The sequence below is a fragment of the Citrobacter sp. LJND-P06 genome (assembly GCF_058188415.1).
The window spans coordinates 4,084,385-4,103,858 of sequence record NZ_CP187317.1 but is presented as its reverse complement, the minus strand read 5'-3'; the positions used below and the strand labels follow the sequence as shown (position 1 = coordinate 4,103,858).

21 protein-coding genes are annotated in these 19,474 nt (G+C 52.3%); 11 read left to right on the top strand and 10 right to left on the bottom strand.

Annotated features, from left to right (window positions below):
* Positions 1-154: 154 nt before the first annotated feature.
* The 5 genes from rpsF (at position 155) to ACO7SM_RS19370 (ending at position 2,666) form a co-directional block, all read left to right on the top strand.
* Positions 155-550, top strand: a complete 396-nt coding sequence (gene rpsF / locus ACO7SM_RS19390; protein ID WP_035893279.1) for a 30S ribosomal protein S6 — start codon at positions 155-157, stop codon at positions 548-550.
* 6 nt (positions 551-556) lie between these two features.
* Positions 557-871 carry a primosomal replication protein N gene (priB, locus tag ACO7SM_RS19385; protein ID WP_490468859.1) on the top strand — a complete coding sequence of 105 codons (315 nt, stop codon included), beginning with the start codon at positions 557-559 and terminating at the stop codon, positions 869-871.
* A 4-nt stretch (positions 872-875) separates the two neighbouring features.
* On the top strand, positions 876-1,103 hold the full coding sequence (gene rpsR / locus ACO7SM_RS19380) for a 30S ribosomal protein S18 (RefSeq protein WP_002210155.1): 228 nt from the start codon (positions 876-878) through the stop codon (positions 1,101-1,103).
* 39 nt (positions 1,104-1,142) lie between these two features.
* The gene (rplI, locus tag ACO7SM_RS19375) at positions 1,143-1,592 is read left to right on the top strand and encodes a 50S ribosomal protein L9 (protein ID WP_192610838.1); all 450 of its coding nucleotides are present in this window, start codon (positions 1,143-1,145) and stop codon (positions 1,590-1,592) included.
* 141 nt (positions 1,593-1,733) lie between these two features.
* Positions 1,734-2,666 carry a DMT family transporter gene (locus tag ACO7SM_RS19370; protein WP_490468858.1) on the top strand — a complete coding sequence of 311 codons (933 nt, stop codon included), beginning with the start codon at positions 1,734-1,736 and terminating at the stop codon, positions 2,664-2,666.
* Positions 2,667-2,708: 42 nt separating this feature from the next.
* Here the strand turns inward: ACO7SM_RS19370 and ACO7SM_RS19365 are convergent, their stop codons facing one another.
* Positions 2,709-3,362: an OapA family protein gene (locus tag ACO7SM_RS19365; protein WP_490468857.1), complete on the bottom strand. Its 654-nt coding sequence runs from the start codon at positions 3,360-3,362 to the stop codon at positions 2,709-2,711.
* A 219-nt stretch (positions 3,363-3,581) separates the two neighbouring features.
* Between ACO7SM_RS19365 and bamJ the strand changes: the two genes are divergently transcribed.
* On the top strand, positions 3,582-4,202 hold the full coding sequence (gene bamJ / locus ACO7SM_RS19360; protein WP_490468856.1) for a BamJ family beta-barrel-assembly machinery protein: 621 nt from the start codon (positions 3,582-3,584) through the stop codon (positions 4,200-4,202).
* Positions 4,203-4,521: 319 nt separating this feature from the next.
* On the top strand, positions 4,522-5,931 hold the full coding sequence (gene cycA / locus ACO7SM_RS19355) for a D-serine/D-alanine/glycine transporter (protein WP_490468855.1): 1,410 nt from the start codon (positions 4,522-4,524) through the stop codon (positions 5,929-5,931).
* An 89-nt stretch (positions 5,932-6,020) separates the two neighbouring features.
* Here the strand turns inward: cycA and ytfE are convergent, their stop codons facing one another.
* Positions 6,021-6,683 (bottom strand): iron-sulfur cluster repair protein YtfE, encoded by a 663-nt coding sequence (gene ytfE / locus ACO7SM_RS19350; protein WP_490468854.1) that lies wholly within the window; start codon positions 6,681-6,683, stop codon positions 6,021-6,023.
* Positions 6,684-6,928: 245 nt separating this feature from the next.
* Between ytfE and ACO7SM_RS19345 the strand changes: the two genes are divergently transcribed.
* Positions 6,929-8,500 carry a methyl-accepting chemotaxis protein gene (locus ACO7SM_RS19345; protein ID WP_490468853.1) on the top strand — a complete coding sequence of 524 codons (1,572 nt, stop codon included), beginning with the start codon at positions 6,929-6,931 and terminating at the stop codon, positions 8,498-8,500.
* A gap of 66 nt (positions 8,501-8,566) precedes the next feature.
* Here the strand turns inward: ACO7SM_RS19345 and ACO7SM_RS19340 are convergent, their stop codons facing one another.
* From ACO7SM_RS19340 to ACO7SM_RS19330, 3 genes are all read right to left on the bottom strand, one after another.
* Positions 8,567-9,532 carry a DMT family transporter gene (locus ACO7SM_RS19340; RefSeq protein ID WP_490468852.1) on the bottom strand — a complete coding sequence of 322 codons (966 nt, stop codon included), beginning with the start codon at positions 9,530-9,532 and terminating at the stop codon, positions 8,567-8,569.
* A gap of 75 nt (positions 9,533-9,607) precedes the next feature.
* Positions 9,608-10,432 (bottom strand): AraC family transcriptional regulator, encoded by an 825-nt coding sequence (locus ACO7SM_RS19335; RefSeq protein WP_490470986.1) that lies wholly within the window; start codon positions 10,430-10,432, stop codon positions 9,608-9,610.
* Positions 10,433-10,513: 81 nt separating this feature from the next.
* Positions 10,514-11,362, bottom strand: coding sequence for an SDR family oxidoreductase (locus tag ACO7SM_RS19330; RefSeq protein WP_490468851.1), 849 nt, complete (start codon positions 11,360-11,362; stop codon positions 10,514-10,516).
* An 89-nt stretch (positions 11,363-11,451) separates the two neighbouring features.
* Here ACO7SM_RS19330 and ACO7SM_RS19325 point away from each other — a divergent pair, with 89 nt between their 5' ends.
* Positions 11,452-11,832: a winged helix-turn-helix transcriptional regulator gene (locus ACO7SM_RS19325; protein ID WP_490468850.1), complete on the top strand. Its 381-nt coding sequence runs from the start codon at positions 11,452-11,454 to the stop codon at positions 11,830-11,832.
* A gap of 103 nt (positions 11,833-11,935) precedes the next feature.
* Here the strand turns inward: ACO7SM_RS19325 and ACO7SM_RS19320 are convergent, their stop codons facing one another.
* The gene (locus ACO7SM_RS19320) at positions 11,936-13,879 is read right to left on the bottom strand and encodes a bifunctional 2',3'-cyclic-nucleotide 2'-phosphodiesterase/3'-nucleotidase (protein WP_490468849.1); all 1,944 of its coding nucleotides are present in this window, start codon (positions 13,877-13,879) and stop codon (positions 11,936-11,938) included.
* Positions 13,880-14,067: 188 nt separating this feature from the next.
* Here ACO7SM_RS19320 and cysQ point away from each other — a divergent pair, with 188 nt between their 5' ends.
* Entirely contained in the window at positions 14,068-14,808 is a 741-nt protein-coding gene (gene cysQ, locus ACO7SM_RS19315) for a 3'(2'),5'-bisphosphate nucleotidase CysQ (RefSeq protein WP_490468848.1), read from the top strand.
* Here cysQ and ACO7SM_RS19310 read toward each other — a convergent pair.
* The gene (locus ACO7SM_RS19310) at positions 14,798-15,355 is read right to left on the bottom strand and encodes a YtfJ family protein (RefSeq protein WP_490468847.1); all 558 of its coding nucleotides are present in this window, start codon (positions 15,353-15,355) and stop codon (positions 14,798-14,800) included. The genes cysQ and ACO7SM_RS19310 overlap by 11 nt on opposite strands.
* Positions 15,356-15,676: 321 nt before the next feature.
* Here ACO7SM_RS19310 and ACO7SM_RS19305 point away from each other — a divergent pair, with 321 nt between their 5' ends.
* Positions 15,677-15,883 carry a DUF1107 domain-containing protein gene (locus tag ACO7SM_RS19305; RefSeq protein WP_192610851.1) on the top strand — a complete coding sequence of 69 codons (207 nt, stop codon included), beginning with the start codon at positions 15,677-15,679 and terminating at the stop codon, positions 15,881-15,883.
* A 74-nt stretch (positions 15,884-15,957) separates the two neighbouring features.
* On the opposite strand, the gene ACO7SM_RS19300 is transcribed toward ACO7SM_RS19305, so the two are convergent.
* The 3 genes from ACO7SM_RS19300 to msrA all read right to left on the bottom strand — a co-directional run bounded on the left by ACO7SM_RS19300 (position 15,958) and on the right by msrA (position 19,419).
* Positions 15,958-17,004 carry a hypothetical protein gene (locus ACO7SM_RS19300; protein WP_490468846.1) on the bottom strand — a complete coding sequence of 349 codons (1,047 nt, stop codon included), beginning with the start codon at positions 17,002-17,004 and terminating at the stop codon, positions 15,958-15,960.
* Between the two features lie 219 nt (positions 17,005-17,223).
* Complete coding sequence (gene paeA, locus ACO7SM_RS19295; protein WP_490468845.1) at positions 17,224-18,561, bottom strand: polyamine export protein PaeA; 1,338 nt, start codon at positions 18,559-18,561, stop codon at positions 17,224-17,226.
* 219 nt (positions 18,562-18,780) lie between these two features.
* Positions 18,781-19,419 (bottom strand): peptide-methionine (S)-S-oxide reductase MsrA, encoded by a 639-nt coding sequence (gene msrA, locus ACO7SM_RS19290; protein ID WP_490468844.1) that lies wholly within the window; start codon positions 19,417-19,419, stop codon positions 18,781-18,783.
* Positions 19,420-19,474: the final 55 nt, after the last annotated feature.

Genomic DNA, 19,474 nt, shown 5'->3' with positions numbered 1-19,474 from the left:
GCGCTGATAAATAATCGTACAATCACCTTGAGTTTACCGGCCACCGCCAGTATTATGACGCGTCATTTTTCAGCCGACCTTTAACACGTTCCTTGCCTCCATGGGCCTCGGCTGACCCAGACAGGAGGCTGAATAATCCGTAAGGAGCAATTCGATGCGTCATTACGAAATCGTTTTTATGGTCCATCCTGACCAGAGCGAACAGGTTCCGGGTATGATCGAACGCTACACTGGTGCAATCACTGCAGCAGAAGGCACGATCCACCGTCTGGAAGACTGGGGCCGCCGTCAGCTGGCTTACCCGATCAACAAACTGCACAAAGCTCACTACGTTCTGCTGAACGTTGAAGCACCGCAGGAAGTGATCGATGAGCTGGAAACAAACTTCCGCTTCAACGATGCCGTTATCCGTAGCATGGTAATGCGTACTAAGCACGCTGTTACCGAAGCATCTCCAATGGTTAAAGCGAAAGACGAGCGTCGTGAACGTCGCGATGATTTCGCAAACGAAACCTCTGATGATGCTGAAGCTGGGGATTCTGAAGAGTAATTTCTGATGACCAACCGTTTGGTGTTGTCCGGCACAGTGTGCAGGACGCCGCTTCGCAAGGTCAGCCCATCAGGAATTCCTCATTGCCAGTTCGTGCTTGAGCATCGTTCTGTGCAGGAGGAAGCCGGTTTTCACCGGCAGGCGTGGTGTCAAATGCCCGTTATTGTTAGCGGACACCAAAACCAGGCCATTACTCACAGTATAACGGTCGGTAGCGCAGTGACCGTTCAGGGGTTCATCTCTTGCCATAAGGCAAAGAACGGCCTGAGCAAAATGGTTCTGCATGCCGAGCAGATTGAATTGATAGATTCTGGAGACTAGCCATATGGCACGTTATTTCCGTCGTCGCAAGTTCTGCCGTTTCACCGCGGAAGGCGTTGTTGAGATTGATTACAAAGACATCGCAACGTTGAAAAACTACATTACCGAAAGCGGTAAAATTGTCCCGAGCCGTATCACCGGTACTCGTGCAAAATACCAGCGTCAGCTGGCTCGCTGCATCAAGCGTGCTCGCTACCTGTCCCTGCTGCCGTATACCGATCGTCATCAGTAATCGGCCGCTGTCTATTAACGACTTTAAGAGGATAAGGTAATGCAAGTTATTCTGCTTGATAAAGTAGCAAACCTGGGTAGCCTGGGTGATCAGGTTAACGTTAAAGCGGGCTACGCTCGTAACTTCCTGGTACCACAGGGTAAAGCTGTTCCTGCTACCAAGAAAAACGTTGAATTCTTCGAAGCGCGCCGCGCTGAACTGGAAGCTAAACTGGCTGACGTTCTGACCGCTGCTAACGCACGTGCTGAAGCAATCAACGCACTGGAAACCGTAACCATCGCGTCTAAAGCAGGCGACGAAGGTAAACTGTTCGGTTCCATCGGTACTCGCGACATCGCTGACGCTGTTACTGCAGCTGGCGTTGCCGTTGCTAAGAGCGAAGTTCGTCTGCCGAACGGCGTTCTGCGTACCACTGGTGAGCACGAAGTTGACTTCCAGGTTCACAGCGAAGTCTTCGCTAAACTGGTTGTAAACGTTGTTGCTGAGTAATTAATTACTCATCACCACGACAAATCGCCGGCCTTGTGCCGGCGTTTTGCTTTTCAGAAAACCCCTCTGTTTCTCTCTGGCTATTCTCTATCCTTTTCGGGATAATCAAAAAATAAAACATAATTTCAAAGTGATACTGGAATGGACGTTACCCACCCACAGCCTCTGTTTGCCCGCAAAAATGTGGTTTACCTGAGTGCCGCCTTGTGTTGTTTGCTATGGGGAAGCGCGTACCCGGCGATAAAGAGCGGGTATGAGATCTTCCAGATTGCCACGGATGATATCCCCTCAAAAATTGTTTTTGCTGGTTACCGATTTTTATTTGCGGGCGTGTTACTGCTGTTGCTGGCGATGATGCAGCGAAAACCTATCGCCCGCTTAAGCCCACGACAGTTTGGTCAGTTAACCCTGCTGGGGCTGACGCAAACGTCGCTGCAATACATTTTTTTCTATATCGGCCTCGCCTTCACGACGGGCGTAAAGGGGTCGATCATGAATGCGACGGGCACCTTCTTTAGCGTGCTGCTGGCGCACTTTATCTATCAGAATGACAAACTCAGCTACAACAAAACGGTAGGCTGTATTCTGGGCTTTGCTGGCGTAATGGTGGTCAACTTCAACAGCGGTCTGATGGACTTTAACTTTAGTTTGTTAGGCGATGGCTCGGTGGTGATGGCGGCCTTTATTCTTTCCGCCGCGACGCTTTACGGTAAACGTATTTCTCAGACGGTAGACCCGACGGTCATGACGGGCTATCAGTTAGGGATAGGCGGCCTGGCGCTGGTTATTGGGGGTTATGCTTGCGGTGGCTCACTGACCGTACACGGACTCTCTTCCGTGGCGATCCTCGGCTATCTGACGTTGCTCTCATCGGTGGCATTTGCGCTGTGGAGCATTTTGCTCAAATACAACCGCGTGGGAATGATTGCCCCGTTTAATTTTCTGATCCCCGTTTCCGGCGCGGTTTTGTCGGCGACCTTCCTCGGCGAAAATATCCTCGAGTGGAAATACGCGCTGGCGCTGGTGCTGGTGTGCTCGGGGATTTGGTGGGTGAATAAGATTCGTAAGGGCTGAACGTTATAGGCCCGGTAAGCGCTAGCGCCACCGGGCACGCATTTACCGTACGCGTATAAAACTGCCATTTGGCTGACGGGTAAACAGAACCTGCTGGTTATTACCGGTATCAATGGTTAAGCCCGTGACCACGCCGTTAGCATTCTGGCGGATCTGCACCATCTGACCATCTTTAAGGTTGCTGAGTGGTTTACCTGCGCCCTCTGCCTGCGCCATGGCGTAGACATCCGTTGGCGGCAGGCCATGGTCGCGAAACACTTGCGCCAGCGTTTTACCTGAATCCACGCGATAAGAACGCCACTGCTGGTCAATCCCGCTATCCTGCTGGAAGGGTTGGGATTGCGTCGGTGCTTGTGTCTGCGGCGGCGTTTGTTCCTCTGGCTGCTCGTCCTGAATAGGTTCAGGGGCGACGGGGGCGACTTGCCCGGGATCATTTTGCGGGGCAACTAACTGCGCCTGAAGCTGGGCTTCCGTGGGCGGTTGTGACTGCGACTGGAGATCCAACTGGGCATTTCGCGTGACGACTGGCGTCTCGCGGGTGTCATTTGAAGGAAGCAGGAAGCCAATCACCAGCACAATGGCTGCGGCGATGATGCCACGACGATGCATAGGTGGCAGTGGGTCCATGATGCGAAAATTGTCCGGTGCATGCCAGATTTTCGCCAGGGTTGGTTTTAGTTCAAAGCGCCCGGGCATGGCTTTCCTCCTGCTCCGCTTATCGTTCCTCGATCATAGAGTATAGATGGCTAACGCTATGATGTTCGTCATAATGCCCGCTTTCGTGACCTCAGCGCGGGATACACCTATTGTTTATGTTTCCCTGCGATTTGTCATCTCTTCCCGAGACAAAGTTTTACCGGATGCGGTGTGGCTGATATGCTTCCCGCTTCTTGAAATCCGATGAAAGGAAATATGATGGCAACCCCGACTTTTGACACTATCGAAGCGCAAGCAAGCTACGGCATTGGTTTGCAGGTAGGCCAGCAACTGAGCGAATCTGGTCTGGAAGGGCTGTTGCCTGAAGCGCTGGTTGCAGGTATTGCTGATGCGCTGGAAGGCAAACACCCGGCAGTGCCTGTCGATGTGGTTCACCGTGCGCTGCGCGAGATCCACGAACGTGCTGATGCGGTACGTCGCGAACGTTTCCAGGCCATGGCCGCTGATGGTGTGAAATTCCTGGAAGAAAACCGTGAGAAAGACGGCGTGAACAGTACTGAGTCCGGTCTGCAATTCCGCGTGATCAACCAGGGTGAAGGCGCAATCCCGGCGCGTACCGATCGTGTACGTGTGCATTACACCGGCAAACTGATTGACGGTACCGTGTTTGACAGCTCTGTTGCGCGTGGCGAACCGGCTGAATTCCCGGTAAATGGCGTGATCCCAGGCTGGATCGAAGCGCTGACGCTGATGCCGGTCGGCTCCAAATGGGAACTGACTATTCCTCAGGAACTGGCATACGGCGAGCGTGGCGCTGGCGCGTCCATCCCGCCGTTCAGCACGCTGGTGTTTGAAGTGGAACTGCTGGAAATCCTGTAAGCAGTGACTTCTGTTCCCCTCTTCATTGAGGGGGACAGAAAAAAGAGTGAAAAACCTTCAGTTAGCGAGAAGTCGACATTTTATTTTGCAAATGTGCCCACAGCGTGTATTTTTGTGAACTGATTCTCGTTGTCAGAGTGATATGACACTCACTTTAAACATAAAATTAACATTATATTTAAATCTTAGTATTCATCCCGCCAATTCTTACCTAATATCGATGAGTCCCGATAACGGGTTCGTCGTAGCATAGATGTACGACAGACGCATTAAAGGCCGTAGAGCCTAACAACACAGACAGGTACAGGAAGAAAAAAACATGGTAGATCAGGTAAAAGTCGTTGCCGACGAAGAGGCATCGTCTGAACAGTCGCTACGGCGCAATCTTACAAACCGCCATATTCAGCTTATCGCCATCGGCGGCGCTATTGGCACTGGCTTGTTCATGGGGTCCGGTAAAACCATCAGCCTTGCAGGGCCGTCGATCATTTTCGTTTATATGATCATCGGTTTTATGCTCTTTTTCGTGATGCGCGCAATGGGAGAATTGCTGCTCTCGAATCTCGAGTACAAATCATTTAGTGATTTCGCCTCCGACTTGCTCGGGCCGTGGGCGGGATATTTTACCGGCTGGACCTACTGGTTCTGCTGGGTGGTCACCGGAATGGCCGACGTCGTCGCCATTACGGCTTATGCGCAATTCTGGTTCCCTGGGCTATCTGACTGGGTGGCCTCGCTGGCGGTGATTGTCCTGCTGCTGAGCCTCAACCTCGCCACCGTAAAAATGTTCGGCGAGATGGAGTTCTGGTTTGCGATGATCAAAATCGTGGCCATCGTGGGGCTGATCGTCGTCGGTCTGGTGATGGTGATGATGCACTTCCAGTCGCCAACCGGAGTAGAAGCCTCGTTTACTCACCTGTGGAATGACGGCGGCTGGTTCCCGAAAGGCTTAAGCGGCTTCTTTGCTGGTTTCCAGATAGCCGTATTTGCCTTCGTGGGTATTGAGCTGGTGGGGACGACGGCTGCGGAAACTAAAGATCCGGAGAAATCCCTGCCGCGAGCAATCAACTCGATTCCGATTCGTATCATCATGTTCTACGTCTTTGCGCTGATCATCATCATGTCAGTGACGCCGTGGAGCTCAGTCGTACCGACCAAGAGCCCGTTTGTGGAACTGTTTGTGCTGGTCGGTTTGCCTGCTGCTGCCAGCCTGATTAACTTCGTGGTACTGACGTCTGCCGCATCTTCCGCGAACAGCGGCGTGTTCTCCACCAGCCGTATGTTATTCGGTCTGGCGCAGGAAGGGGTTGCACCGAGCGCGTTTGCGAAGCTGTCTAAACGTGCTGTTCCGGCAAAAGGGCTGACCTTCTCCTGTATCTGCCTGCTGGGCGGTGTGGTGATGCTGTATGTTAACCCGAGCGTGATTGGTGCATTCACCATGATCACCACCGTGTCGGCCATTCTGTTTATGTTCGTCTGGACTATCATTCTGTGCTCGTACCTGGTGTACCGCAAACAGCGCCCGCAACTGCATGAGAAATCAATTTACAAGATGCCGTGGGGCAAGGTGATGTGCTGGGTGTGCATGGCGTTCTTCGTGTTTGTACTGGTGCTGCTGACGCTGGAAGAAGATACCCGTCAGGCGCTGATCGTCACTCCGCTGTGGTTCATCGCGCTGGGTCTAGGCTGGCTGTTTATTGGCAAGAAACGTATGGCTGGCGTGCGTTAAGTCTGTTGCCGGATGGCGCTATCGCTTATCCGGCCTGGAAAGGCTCGAAATGTAGGCCCGGTAAGCGGTAAGCGCCACCGGGCTTTTTTTTATTCCCCGGAAAGAGCGCGCGGGAACAGTACGTTGTTTTCCAGACTGATGTGTTCCATCAGATCGTCAATCAGTTCGTTAATACCGTTGTACATGGCTTTCCATGTCGTGCAGGCTTCCGGCGGTGGCGTCACGTTGTTGGTGGTGTGCTTGATCACTTCCAGCAGTTCACCCGCGTCATCGTGCTCGCTTTCCATGACGCTTATCGGGCCCATCGCCTGGCTTCCCATTCCCTGTTTGATCATCGGGAACAGGATCTGTTCTTCTTTCATCATGTGGCTGGACAGTTCCTGATGCAGCATCGTCAGATATTTCGCCAGACCTTTCGGTACGCTGGGTTTATCTGCGTGTACGCGTTCGACTTTGCTCGCCTGCAGAATAAGTTCCGGCAGTTGCTCACGGTGGCGATCATGATAACGCACGATGATGTGGTCGATGATGTCGGGGAGTTTTGCGGTACGCCAGTCTTTCTCAATCGGCTGTTCAGCAAGCGTTGCCAGTTGCGCTTCGATAGCGTCGACATCCAGCTCTTTACGCGCGGCTGCGCGCGCCAGCGTCTGCTTACCGCCGCAGCAGTAATCCATATCGTACTTACGAAACAGCGCCGAAGCGCGAGGGATCGAGAGCGCCAGTTCACCTAAAGGTTGATCGCGATAAGACATAGCTGTTACCTCATTCTCAGTAATATAAAGTGCATTTTAAATACATCTTTAAGGCGAAGCTATACCTCTTTCGAGTCACAACGAAACGTGATGACTGTCACGAAATTTTCTTATTCTCTTAAGGTGCTGAATCTTATTAAAAAGAGCTGAGGATCTGCGTTAGTCGTCGACGGCTGGATTAAATAAGCTGGCGGCACTGCCGATAGTTAGACCTCAGGCAATACTTGCATAAGAAAAGGCAACAGATGTTCAAACGGATCAAAGTCATCACCTTACTGATTATCGTGCTACTCGCCCTCGGCGCGATGCAGATCATTTCCGCAGGCGTTTTTATCGGCGCGCTCAACCACGACAAACAAAACTTCACCGTGTCACAGCTTTCCAGCCAGAACGTGGCTGAATTTACCGACGCGTGGATAAGCCTGAACCAGGCGCGCGTGACGCTCAACCGGGGTATGCTACGGCTGCAAGGTAACATGGCCAATCAGATCAATGGCGGGCAGTTGAATGAACTGGTGAATGCTGCGAACCGTATGCTGGCAGAGGCAAAGCGCCATTACGACAACTACTACGCATTACCGGAAACGCCGGGCCTGGATGAACACCTGGCCGACAGGCTGGAGGAGCAATATGGCCTCTACTCGGCAACGCTGGCGAAAATGAACGTACTGCTGGCTGAAGGCAAGCTGGAAGAGATGTTCAGGCAGAATGCCGAGCAAAAACAGACTGCTATGCAGGCAGTTTACCATGAGTGGCGTACCGCACAGGCTGAACTGGCGAATGCAGGAATGCGGGATAACGAAAACGACTATCAGCGTATCCTGTGGATTATGACCCTCATTATGCTGGCGGTTGTGGCGATTATCGTCATCAGTTGGATTGCTATGCAGCGTGTATTATTGAAACCGCTGCATGATGTGATGGCGCACATTCGCCATATTGCGGCAGGCGATCTGACCCACCGTATTCAGACGGACGGCAGCAATGAAATGGCACTGCTGGCGCGCAATCTTCACGAGATGCAGCAGGCGCTGGCGACCACCGTCAGCGTGGTACGCGACGGGGCCGATACCATCTACACCGGTGCTGGTGAAATTACAGCGGGTAGCAACGATCTCTCTTCACGGACAGAACAGCAGGCGGCATCGCTGGAAGAAACGGCAGCCAGTATGGAGCAGCTTACCGCGACCGTGAAACAAAATGCGGACAATGCGCGTCAGGCGACTAATCTGGCGCGAAATGCTTCTGAGACGGCGCAGAAAGGCGGCAAGGTGGTGGATGGCGTGGTGCGTACCATGGATGAAATTGCTACCAGTTCCAGCAAAATTGCCCAGATAACCAGCGTGATTGACGGCATTGCATTCCAGACCAATATTCTGGCGTTGAATGCGGCCGTGGAGGCGGCGCGGGCGGGAGAGCAGGGGCGTGGGTTTGCGGTGGTTGCGGGTGAAGTGCGTACCCTGGCACAGCGTAGCGCGCAGGCGGCAAAAGAGATAAAGGCGTTAATTGATGACTCGGGCAATCGGGTGAGCGCAGGCGCGGCGCTGGTGAATGAAGCCGGTGAAACCATGGCCGAGATTGTGAGTGCGGTCAGCCGTGTCACCGACATCATGGGCGAAATTGCCTCTGCTTCCGATGAGCAAAGCCGGGGCATCGATCAAGTCGGTCAGGCTGTTGCAGAAATGGATCGCGTGACGCAACAGAACGCCTCGCTGGTGGAAGAATCGGCCTCCGCTGCCGCGGCGTTGGAAGAGCAGGCTGCGCGTCTGAACCAGACGGTAGCGGTGTTTAACGTCTCGCGCCAGACGGCGGCGTAAACATCTTATACGGCCTGCACGCTATAACGTCGTAGGCCGTATATACGCAGCACCCTTTTGGTAACATCACGACTCTGTAACCGCGACAATACCTGGCTTCTCTGGTTTTGCCCGCACCGCAATCACCACTCCAACCACCAGCAGAGCAATCCCGCTCAGTGTCAGCAGTGGGGGCATTTCTTCACGCAGAATAAAGGTGTACAGCAGGCCTGCCAGCGTCTCGAAGACAATCAACGGGCCGAGGATAACCGTTGGCAAACGCTGGCTGGCGACGTTCCAGCATAACGCGCCTACCCACGAACAGAGGATCGCGATGGCCACCATCAGGCAAAGAAACACTGCCGGGCGCGGCCCAAAGGGCAGATCAAACAGGGGCGTTTGTCCCTTCAGCCAGAGGCAGGCGGCGACATACCCAAGCAAAGAAACCGGCAGAGTGACCAGCGCCTGCGCCGTTGCCCACATCATCGGGTGTTTATCCGGATTCTCGCGCAACCAGCGGGCGTTACGCAGCGCATACCATGCCCAGCACACCACGGAGATTAGCGCCAGTGCGATGCCTGAACCATAGCGCCAGCCGTTAAAATCGGGAATTCCCTGATCAAGCTCCGCAACATTCACGCAGAGCAGCCCAATGGCGATGAGTACCAGCGCGGGCGTTAAGCGTAGCCAGGATAATTTGCCGTCGCGCTGACTGTAAAGCAGGTTGGCAAATACCGGGATCACCACCGGCAGCGTTCCGATGATCATCGTTGAGACGGGGGCGCCGGTGCGCTGGATCGCGCTCGCCAGGCAGAAGTAATAAATCAGATTGCCCATCATCGTCAGCGCCAGCGCAGTCAGCCAGTCTTTACGCGTTAACTGGCGAAGCCGCACGCGCCCAAGCCAGGCCACGGGTAACGCGATCAACCCGAGTGCCAGATAACGCCCCATCGCCTGCAATACTGCCGGGTATTCCGGCACGATCAACGGCCCGACAAAAATCAGTCCCCACATCAGCCCCGCCAGCAGGGCATACAACACACCGCTAATCATTTTTACATCCACATTATTGAACGTAATGAGAAGTGTAGGCAGGGAATCCACGCCCGTATTGTATGAGGTTGCTGATTAACCGGAAAACACCTGCTTTTGGTAGCGTACCGGGGTGATGCCGTAGCGATGGGTAAAGCTACGGGTGAGATGGGATTGATCGGTCAATCCGGTGGCCGCCGCCACTTCTGCTGCAGGCATACCGTGGGTGAGAAACGTCTTTGCCCGCCACAGTCGAATCGCCATCAGCATTTGATGCGGCGTCACGTGGAAATGGGCTTTGAACTGACGCTGAAAATGCCAGGGGCTTAGCGACGCGACGCCCGCCAGTTCCTCCAGCGTGACAGAATGCATATAGTTATCATGCAGATACTCGCGCACGCGATCAAAACGGTGTGCGCCTTCGCGCAGCGTCGGGGCATGACGCGCCAATGGCTGGAACGTGTCGATAAGAGAGAGCAGCAGACCTTTTTGCGCCAGCGGATCGTCCGCGTGCCAGAGTCCCTGGATCAGCGAACAAATTTGACTCTGTCGTAACGGATCGTGGCGCGTAACGTCCTGAAACCACCAGTGACGGATCCCGGTCACCTCTTCCAGCAGGTCGGGCTCGAGATAGATCATTCGGTAACGCCAGCCGTCGGCTGTTTCGGCCTCGCCGGTATGCAACTCATCGGGATTCATCGTGACGACGGACTGGGCGGGAGCAACATATTGCGTACCGCGATAGCGAAAGCGTTCGGCTCCGGCTTCTATCGCACCGATCCCGAACGCTTCATGGGTGTGGGGTTCAAAGGCGTAACGCGAAATATGGGCATGGTAAAGTTCAACGCCGGGAACCTGCGCCAGATGGCGAAAACGGGCGCTGTCTTTCTCATCAATAAACTGTTCGGGTACGCCTTGCACGGTGTCTCTCCCCTGGAACCATCGTTTCATTATCAGAGATGACTCCCGGGGATGCCACTGCAATTAACGAATTTTTAACACCTACAGGATGCTTTTGACGCTCTCTGCCAGCGGGGTGGTCGAACGTCCAGTCAGTTTGCTCAATGTCTTGCTGTCGTCAAACAGGCCACCGTTTGAGGCGCCCACATCGGAATCCGCCAGCATATCCGCCAGCCCTGCAGGCAGACCTACGCTTTTTAGCGCTGAGGCAAAATCCGCCTGGCTCAGATTCTGATACACCACATTTTTCCCGCTCTGTTTTGCCAGTTCGGCGGCCAGTTGGCTGAGTGTCCAGGCTTCATCGCCCGCCAGTTCGTAAACCTGACCGGCATGGCCCTCTTCGCTTATCACGCGTGCAGCCGCGGCGGCATAATCAGCACGGGTGGCGGAGGCGATTTTGCCTTCCCCTGCGGCACCGATAAACACGCCGTGTTCAAGCGCTGCGGGCGCACTGGCCAGGTAGTTTTCGGTATACCAGCCGTTACGCAGCAAAGCGTGGGGAATGCCGGAGTCTGCCAGCATTTTTTCGGTTTCAACGTGCTCGACATGCAGTCCCAGCGGGGAGCTATCGGCATGAAGAAGACTGGTGTAGGCGATGAATTTTACATCGGCTGCCAGCGCGGCATTAATCACATTGCGATGCTGCGCGCTACGTTGCCCGACTTCGCTCGACGAAATCAGCAGCAGTTTATCGATACCCTGTAGCGCGGTGGTGAATGCCGCTTCGTTGTTGTAATCCGCCTCACGCACGGTAATGCCTTGCTGACGCAGGGCCGTGGCTTTCGCCGCGTGACGAACGATTGCCACAATCTGGCTGGCAGGAACGGTTTTCAGTAAGGATTCGATAACATGGCGGCCCAGTTGGCCGGTTGCACCGGTAATTGCGATCATGAGAAGTCTCCATCGGTTTGTCTTGTGTTTGACTACGCTAACACCTAAACTTACTTTTAGTAAGTACGCACAAAAAGGTAAGTATAAAAATGACAAACTCAACGCTTTCTCAGCAATTGCGCGAGGGGAATTTGTTTGCCGAACAGTGCCCGTCCCGTGATGTGTTAAAGCACGTGACCAGTCGCTGGGGGGTATTGATTCTGGTGGCGCTGCGTGACGGAACGCACCGCTTCAGCGATTTGCGCCGCAAGATGGGCGGCGTGAGCGAAAAGATGCTGGCGCAATCGTTACAGGCGCTGGAGCTGGACGGTTTTGTCAATCGGGTGTCGTACCCGGTGGTTCCACCACACGTAGAATACAGCCTGACGCCGTTGGGTGAGCAGGTCAGCGATAAAGTGGCCGCGCTGGCGGACTGGATAGAACTGAATTTACCGCAGGTTCTGGCGATACGGGATGAGCGTGCGGCGTGAGTATTTGCAGGATGGCGGCTGACGCCTTTCCGGCCTACAATTTCGCATTGACCCGTAGGCCGGATAAGACGCTGTGGCGTATTATCCGGCAATGAAGGGCGCGTTATTGACGCAAATCCACCTGATAAATCGCAAAACCAATCTCATCGGTGGCGACGTTCTTCAGCGGATACTGTCCTTTCTCTTTGATAAACGCGGCGGCTTTATCGGTCGGGGATGTCTCAAAACGGATATCCAGCGTCGTTTTACTGCTGATGGGCGCCAGACGCCAGTTATTGTCCGCCGCCGGATGGATTGCGCCTGCGCGCTTCGTTTCTGCGCCTATCCAGGCGGCCAGCACCGAACGGTTCTCATCCGGTGAAGCAAAAGCAATGTGATTTTCGCCGGTGCCCGCAAACTTGCCACCGTAAGCGCGATAGTTATTGGTGGCGACCAGGAACGTCGCGTTCGGGTCAATCGGTTTGCCGTTGAAGGTCAGATTCTTGATACGTTCTGCGTTGGGGTTGATGGTCTGACATTCGCCGTCATAGCGAGCGGGCTGCGAAACATCCACCTGGTAATTAACCCCATCAATCACATCGAAGTTATAGGTGCGAAATCCCTCCCAGTTAATCAGCGACTGCGGCTTGCTGCTGTGGATATCAATCTGGTTAAACTGCCCTGCCGAGCATTCCAGCCACTCTTTTACCTCTTTGCCGCTGGCTTTGACGACCACCAGAGTATTGGGATAAAGGTAGAGGTCGGCGGCGTTACGGAAGGTGAGTTGCCCTTTTTCCACCTCAACAAAGCTGGCGGGATCGTTTTTACGACCACCGACTTTAAACGGCGCGGCGGCAGAAAGCACAGGCAGTTTTGCTAAGTCCGGATCGCCCTGAATAAAGTGTTCAACGTAGGCTTTTTGCGCCATATTCACGACCTGCACGGTCGGATCATCTTGTACCAGCGCCAGATAGCTGTACATGTTATCTGCGGATTGACCAATCGGTTTACCGACAAATTTGCGCGTAGCGTCATGATCGGCTTTCAGGATATCGACCAGCTTACGGTCTTCCGCTGCCAGCGATTTTTTCGCCGCCGCGTCATAAATCGGGCGCGCTTCGGCTTTCGCCTGTGTCACCTGCCATTTCCCGCTGTCGTTATTCAGCACCAGATCCACCACGCCCAGATGATCGCCCCATATGCCCGGCATAACGGCCGGCACACCGTTAAGGGTGCCTTTGGCGATATCCGCGCCTTTAATGCTGGCGAAATCTTTGCCCGGGAAGACGGCATGCGCGTGGCCAAACATAATGGCATCCACGCCCGGAACTTCGCTGAGGTAGTACACCGAGTTTTCCGCCAGGCTGTGGTACGGGTCGGCTGAAAGACCGGAGTGCGCAATCACGACTACCACATCGGCGCCGTTGGCGCGCATTTCGGGGACATACTTGCGGGCGGTTTCGGTGATGTCATTCACCGTCACTTTGCCGCTGAGGTTGGCTTTATCCCAGGTCATGATTTGGGGCGGCACAAAACCGATATAGCCGATTTTGAGCGTTTGCTTATTTCCGTCCTTATCGATGACGTCTGTCTCTTTGATAAGATAAGGGGTAAACAGCGGTTTCTGGGTTTTAACGTCGATGATATTGGCGTTAACGTAAGGGAATTTCGCGCCAGACAGCGCCGCGTGGAGATAATCCAGACCATAATTGAATTCATGGTTGCCAAGGTTTCCGACGGCATAATCCAGCGTATTCAGTGCCTTGTAGACAGGATGAATATCGCCTTTTTGCAGTCCTTTGTCTGCCATGTAATCGCCCAGCGGGCTCCCCTGAATCAGATCGCCGTTATCGACCAGCACGCTGTTTTTCACTTCATTTCTGGCGGCATTAATCAAACTTGCCGTGCGTACCAGGCCGAATTTTTCCGTCGCGGTATCTTTGTAATAATCGAAATCCATCATGTTGCTATGCAAATCAGTGGTTTCCATGATTCGCAGATCGACGGTCGCCGCATTCACGCTGGCAGCGATCAGCGTGGCCAGGAGCGTTGCGCTAAACTTAATCATCAGGGGCATCCTTTTAAGATCTAAGCCACAAAAGAAAATGTATCTAAATCTTCTTGCTTACAGAATCGTGAATCATGCCATGAATTTACCCGCCAAAACCGCAGTCATTATCACAGTTAGCGGATCCCCTGACGATCGGGTATAAGTAAAACAACGAGTTAACGCCACGGCCACAAATGAGGTGGAGAATGTTAGAACATGTATGCCAGCTTGCACGGAATGCGGGTGATGCCATTATGCAAATTTACGATGGAGTCAAACCGATGGAGATCACCAGCAAGCAGGATGATTCTCCGGTCACTGCGGCGGATCTTGCCGCGCATGCCGTGATACTCGAAGGATTACAGGCACTGACGCCAGATATTCCGGTTCTTTCGGAGGAAGACCCGCAGGGTTGGGACGTGCGCCAGCACTGGCAGCGTTACTGGCTGGTAGACCCACTGGATGGCACGAAAGAGTTCATTAAACGTAACGGGGAATTCACCGTTAATATTGCGCTGATCGACAAAGGCAAGCCGGTATTGGGCGTGGTTTACGCACCCGTCATGAAGGTGATGTACAGCGCGGCGGAAGGAAAAGCCTGGAAAGAAGAGGGCGGTACGCGCAAACAAATTCAGGTACGCGACGCCCGCCCGCCGCTGGTGGTGATTAGCCGCTCACATGCAGATAACGAAATGAAAGAGTATTTGCAGCAGTTGGGCGAGCACCAGACAACCTCGATTGGGTCTTCCCTCAAGTTTTGCCTGGTGGCAGAAGGGCAGGCGCAGTTGTATCCACGCTTTGGCCCTACTAACGTCTGGGATACCGCTGCGGGCCACGCGGTTGCCGCTGCCGCCGGGGCGCATATTCACGACTGGCAGGGTAAACCACTGGATTACACGCCGCGCGAATCCTTCCTTAACCCCGGCTTCCGGGTCTCTATTTACTGAGTAATTTATGCAGCAGGGCGATCACCTGCTGCACCTCTTCCTGCGTTAATGCGCCATCTTTTGCCCACTGAATTCGTCCTTCTTTGTCGAGTACGGCGATCGCTGAACTCTCTTCATCCAGTTGCCAGGTTTTACGCGCAATGCCGTCGCTGTCGACAATAAACTGCGACCACGGGTAGAGCTTCTTATTACTCTCAAGGCTACTGCGCACGAACATACCGGAGCCAGGAATGGCGTCATCCGTGTTGACGATAGTGGTGGTCTGGTATTTGTCGTGCGGTAATTTTGCCGCTTTGATGGCCTCGATCAGCGTCGCGTTTTTCTCTTTGGCTGAAGTGCGTCCGGCGATGTGTTGCAGCACGCGAACTTTTCCAGTCAACTGCGCGCTATTCCAGCTTTTGTAGCTAAACTTATCATTATCAAGAATCAATTCACCGCGATCGGCGATCCCCACGGGCGACACGCGCTGGTGCGTTTCGAAGTTATGGGCGGAGGCCATCATCGGCAGTAACAGGCATGAGAGCGCCAGAAGCTTACGTAAGGTCATGGTGTTTCCTTATTAATTGCAGGTGATCCGACCACTTGGGTCTGAGATTTAATCATATGTGCGAATAATGCTTTTTCCCGCAAGCGCAATGCCAGTTTGCGGACGGGCGCACAAATCCTGCGAAAAATGAAGGCTTATACTGAATCCAGCGTATCAGTGAAGAGATAATTCTGAATAAGTGTAACGGAAAGGTAAATAAACTTATACGCGCTGGAAACAGCGTCGAGATAGTCTATAGTCATATGGCATTAAAATTTGCGCCTTAGAACAGTTGGGCTGATTGTGGCACCGCAAAGGCGTAATGCTCAGCAGGAGACAACAATGAAAATTTTCCAACGGTACAACCCGCTGCAGGTGGCGAAGTACGTGAAGATCCTGTTTCGTGGACGGTTATATATCAAGGACGTAGGCGCTTTTGAGTTTGATAAGGGTAAGATTCTTGTCCCAAAAGTGAAGGACAAACAGCACTTTTCTGTGATGTCCGAAGTTAACCGTCAGGTTTTGCGTCTGCAAACTGAGATGGCTTAACCGAAGTGCTATGCGATAGTTAAAGCAGTATAAAAAACGGCTCCTGAAACAGGGGCCGTTGATGTTTCTGAGGCTTACTTATCTTGATGATTCGGTGCAGGACGCTCACGGACTTTTTGTTCCAGTTCTTTGCTGACTCTGTCCAGCACATCCGGGATGAAACGCTCAGAGAAGCCACAGGCGATGGACAGTAGAATAAATTCAGCGACATCTTTGAGTGAGTTAAATTTCAGGTCATAGATTATCGACATTGTTGTGCTCACATTCGTGGGTTTGCTGCCCAGACATTTTTCAAATGCGCTTTCAATTTGTGGGAGAAGATTAAAGTCGCCAATCTTTAGCGCCGTGTTTTGAAACATGATTAACAGGAGTAATAGAACGAACGGCGCAAGCGTACCAAGAATAATCGATAAGAAAATCCCCCACTTCCCGTTAACGAGTTTCAACAGCAAGTCTTCCCGGTCAACACCATCCACACTTTTTTCTGCAATGCATTGAATACGCCTGACAACGCTGATTACCGCGCCAAAATATCCGGCACAGATCATCGCAATGACGAGCATGACGGCATTGCTGGTCATGGCGATTCTTGAACACTCGAGAAATGTTTTGGCAACAACGGAGAAAGCAAAAGAAATCGCTGAAACTGCAAACATAATGAGAAGGAGTAAGATAAATAGCATTTTGTATTTTGCTATAACCTTCTCTTTATTATCGAGAAAATGATAATACTTGTGCAGCAACCCTGAAATATAGAGCGTCTCTTCCCTTAGATGCAATATTTCAGTGGCATTGAGTATTTTACCAGAAAAAAAGTCTTCTTTACTTAGGTACTTGCTTGATTCTTTAGGTAAAATTTCTTTGTAGCGTGATGTTAGCTGGAGATAATACTTTTTCAGGCAAACGTCTGGTGCAATGCCAATCAGTTTTTTTTCGATATAACATAAATCTTCGAGCGTATCGTTGTGATTGAGAAAATGGATTTTTATGTCCCTGACTTTCTCCAGATACATTCGACTGGTATTTTGCTCTGTTGCATAAAGATCAACGAGTTGCAGGAGTTGATTTATCTTAAATCTGAACTCATCAACAATAACGTTTTTATGGGTACAGAACGCCATGATGACTCTCTCCTGAAAACCCGGTAGGTAAAGAGATCATTGATTACGGTATTAATGTTATCACTACTTATTTATTCGTATTTTAATCATGCTAAATGCAATGCCAGGTTGCCTGATGTTTTTTATAGAATAAATTCAGTGAATTATGTCAACATCAGGTAATAAATGCTGGTGATGGATGAAAATCAGGGGCAACGCAGGGCCGCCCCTTGAGGGTGCTTATTCCGCGTGCTCTTCTTTGGCGTCGGGCAGCTTCGGCGTCAGCGTCGTGGGTTTGGTGCCGAGTCGCGTGACCAGCAACTGATCGATACGGTAGTTATCAATATCCACCACTTCAAACTTGTAGCCGGAAAACTTCACCGAGTCGGTACGTTTCGGGATTTTTCGCAGCATAAACATCATAAAGCCGCCGATGGTTTCGTAGTTACCCGACTGTGGAAACTCGTCGATATCCAGCACGCGCATGACGTCGTCGATAGGCGTACCGCCATCAACCAGCCATGAATTCTCATCACGGGCGACAATCTGTTCTTCCAGACCCTGGCCCACCAGGTCGCCCATTAATGTCGTCATCACATCATTGAGGGTGATAATACCCACCACCAACGCGTACTCATTCATGATAACGGCAAAATCTTCGCCCGCGGTTTTGAAGCTTTCCAGCGCTTCAGAGAGGGTTAAGGTGTCCGGAACGATCAGCGTATTGCGGATCTGGACGCCGCTGTTTAGCGCCATGCTCTGGTTCGCCAGCACGCGGTTGAGCAGGTCTTTTGAGTCAACGTAGCCAATGATATGGTCGATGTCTTCGTTACAGACCAGGAATTTCGAGTGCGGATGCTCCGCCACTTTGTTTTTCAGACTTTGTTCATCTTCATGCAGATCAAACCAGATCACGTTTTCACGCGAGGTCATGGAAGACGGCACGGTACGAGATTCCAGTTCGAACACGTTTTCAATTAATTCGTGTTCCTGTTTACGCAGCACGCCGGCTAATGCACCGGCTTCAACGACGGCATAAATATCATCAGACGTAATATCGTCTTTACGTACCATCGGCAGTTTGAAGATGCGAAAGATGGTGTTTGCCAAACCGTTGAAGAACCACACCAATGGGCGAAACACAAACAGGCAGAAGCGCATCGGGTTGATGATACGCAAAGCAACAGCTTCTGGCGCAATCATACCGATGCGTTTCGGGGTTAAATCTGCGAACAAAATAAACAGACCGGTGACCAGCGAGAAAGAGAGAATAAAGCTCAGTTGCTCGGACAGCTCCGCTGAAAAGTAGCGAGAGAACAGGGAATAAAATGCCGGAGAAAAGGCGGCGTCGCCCACGATACCGCCGAGAATGGCGACCGCGTTCAGGCCAATTTGCACCACGGTAAAGAACATCCCCGGGTTTTCCTGCATTTTCAAAACGCGCTGGGCGTTGATATTGCCATCATCAGATAACAACTTAAGTTTAATTTTACGTGAGGCGGCAAGCGAGATCTCGGATATCGAGAAGAACGCACTCACAGCGATCAAGCAGAGTATGATTAAAATACTGTTTAACATATCTTATCCGGCGTTATGCCAGATCCTCGGAAGGGAGAAGAGTATAAATCCATATGAAATACACATTGAAAACCGGCCCGAAGGAAGTGAGCCGGTAATTTCAGTCGCTAGTATAGCGTAAGGTACTGTAATGCCGCCAGAGGGTCAGATTTCGACACTCCCGAAGATCTGATACGCGTCGTGCCATCAGGCCATCAAATTAACTGCCTGCGAATAAAATCATGCATCAGGCGGCAGACATACCCCAATTCCGCCAATGCCGCAGTAGCCGTACGGATTTTTGTGCAGATACTGCTGGTGGTCATCCTCGGCGTAGTAGAACGGGGTGGCGTGGCTAATCTCGGTAGTAATGTGGCGATCGTCATTTGCTGCGGTCATCGCCGCCTGAAAGCGTTCAAGACTGGCGCGGGCGGCGGCGTCCTGTTCCGGTGTTAGCGGATAGAGAGCGGAACGATACTGTGTCCCCTGATCGTTGCCCTGACGCATACCCTGCGCCGGGTCGTGGTTCTCCCAAAACACCTGTAGCAACTGCTCATAGCGGATGACCTGGGGATCGTAGACCACACGAACGGCTTCGGCGTGACCGGTTTGCCCGGAGCAGACTTCCCGGTAGGTGGGATTTGGCGTATAGCCGCCGGTATACCCCGCCGCCGTGCTATATACCCCGGGTAATTGCCAGAACAAACGCTCAACGCCCCAAAAGCAGCCCATGGCAAAGAGGGCAATTTCCATCCCTTCGGGCACATTTGTCATGGAGTGTTCGTTTACCGCATGAAGAGTGGCTACCGGCATCGGGGTATTGCGCCCGGGTAGTGCATCTGCTTGAGTAACCAGATGCTTTTTATCAAATATGTTCATGGTGCGGGCCTCCCAAAAACTGTCATTTGGTTTAAGGTTGTAACAAGACGCTTCT

Bases quoted from the DNA above. Each gene is read 5' to 3' on its own strand.
- rpsF (WP_035893279.1), top strand. From the start codon at position 155: ATGCGTCATTACGAAATCGTTTTTATGGTCCATCCTGACCAGAGCGAA.
- priB (WP_490468859.1), top strand. From the start codon at position 557: ATGACCAACCGTTTGGTGTTGTCCGGCACAGTGTGCAGGACGCCGCTT.
- rpsR (WP_002210155.1), top strand. From the start codon at position 876: ATGGCACGTTATTTCCGTCGTCGCAAGTTCTGCCGTTTCACCGCGGAA.
- rplI (WP_192610838.1), top strand. From the start codon at position 1,143: ATGCAAGTTATTCTGCTTGATAAAGTAGCAAACCTGGGTAGCCTGGGT.
- ACO7SM_RS19370 (WP_490468858.1), top strand. From the start codon at position 1,734: ATGGACGTTACCCACCCACAGCCTCTGTTTGCCCGCAAAAATGTGGTT.
- ACO7SM_RS19365 (WP_490468857.1), bottom strand. From the start codon at position 3,362: ATGCCCGGGCGCTTTGAACTAAAACCAACCCTGGCGAAAATCTGGCAT.
- bamJ (WP_490468856.1), top strand. From the start codon at position 3,582: ATGGCAACCCCGACTTTTGACACTATCGAAGCGCAAGCAAGCTACGGC.
- cycA (WP_490468855.1), top strand. From the start codon at position 4,522: ATGGTAGATCAGGTAAAAGTCGTTGCCGACGAAGAGGCATCGTCTGAA.
- ytfE (WP_490468854.1), bottom strand. From the start codon at position 6,683: ATGTCTTATCGCGATCAACCTTTAGGTGAACTGGCGCTCTCGATCCCT.
- ACO7SM_RS19345 (WP_490468853.1), top strand. From the start codon at position 6,929: ATGTTCAAACGGATCAAAGTCATCACCTTACTGATTATCGTGCTACTC.
- ACO7SM_RS19340 (WP_490468852.1), bottom strand. From the start codon at position 9,532: ATGATTAGCGGTGTGTTGTATGCCCTGCTGGCGGGGCTGATGTGGGGA.
- ACO7SM_RS19330 (WP_490468851.1), bottom strand. From the start codon at position 11,362: ATGATCGCAATTACCGGTGCAACCGGCCAACTGGGCCGCCATGTTATC.
- ACO7SM_RS19325 (WP_490468850.1), top strand. From the start codon at position 11,452: ATGACAAACTCAACGCTTTCTCAGCAATTGCGCGAGGGGAATTTGTTT.
- ACO7SM_RS19320 (WP_490468849.1), bottom strand. From the start codon at position 13,879: ATGATTAAGTTTAGCGCAACGCTCCTGGCCACGCTGATCGCTGCCAGC.
- cysQ (WP_490468848.1), top strand. From the start codon at position 14,068: ATGTTAGAACATGTATGCCAGCTTGCACGGAATGCGGGTGATGCCATT.
- ACO7SM_RS19310 (WP_490468847.1), bottom strand. From the start codon at position 15,355: ATGACCTTACGTAAGCTTCTGGCGCTCTCATGCCTGTTACTGCCGATG.
- ACO7SM_RS19305 (WP_192610851.1), top strand. From the start codon at position 15,677: ATGAAAATTTTCCAACGGTACAACCCGCTGCAGGTGGCGAAGTACGTG.
- ACO7SM_RS19300 (WP_490468846.1), bottom strand. From the start codon at position 17,004: ATGGCGTTCTGTACCCATAAAAACGTTATTGTTGATGAGTTCAGATTT.
- paeA (WP_490468845.1), bottom strand. From the start codon at position 18,561: ATGTTAAACAGTATTTTAATCATACTCTGCTTGATCGCTGTGAGTGCG.
- msrA (WP_490468844.1), bottom strand. From the start codon at position 19,419: ATGAACATATTTGATAAAAAGCATCTGGTTACTCAAGCAGATGCACTA.